Raw genomic sequence first — 593 nt, 5'->3', positions numbered from 1 at the left:
TCATAGACCCGCGCGCCGATCAGCTTCAGCTCGCGCCAGAAGAACTGGAACATGTCGACAACCGGCTTTTTCGCATGGATCGCCACCATGCAGATGCGCCCGCGTGTGGCCGCGACGGCGGTCATCGCATCGACACCGGGTTGCGAGCCGGAGACCTCGAACACCACTTCCGCGCCCTTGCCACCGGTGCGGCCCTCGATCTCGGCCTTCAGGTCGGTTTCCATCGGGTTGACGGTGTCAAAACCCAGCTGCTCTGCGATTTTCAGACGGTGCGGATTGACCTCGGAGATCACAACCTTGCCGCCCGCATCGCGCGCCACCATGGCAACCAGAATGCCGATGGGGCCGCCGCCGATGACGACAACATCCTCGCCCGCCTGAAGCCCGGCCATGCGCACATCGTGACAGGCCACGGCCACCGGTTCGATCAGCGCCGCATGGTCCAGCCGCATCCCGTCGGGCAGGGCGTGCAGGGTGAAGGCCGGCACATTCCACAGCTGTTGCAGCGCGCCATCGGTGTCGAGCCCGATGAATTTCAGGTTGTGGCTGATGTGATGATACCCCGCCTCGGTCGCCGGATTGGGCGCGCCGGG

1 protein-coding gene is annotated in these 593 nt (G+C 65.1%); it reads right to left on the bottom strand.

The features are described from left to right. Positions 1-593: zinc-binding dehydrogenase (locus Q4577_RS23685; protein ID WP_303473389.1), on the bottom strand; the 593-nt coding region annotated here is incomplete at both ends.

This window comes from Marinovum sp. 2_MG-2023 (assembly GCF_030548265.1).
In the GTDB taxonomy this organism is placed as follows: Bacteria; Pseudomonadota; Alphaproteobacteria; order Rhodobacterales; family Rhodobacteraceae; genus Marinovum.
The sequence above is the reverse complement of the archived record's forward strand: the minus strand, read 5'-3'. Positions and strand labels throughout refer to the sequence as shown.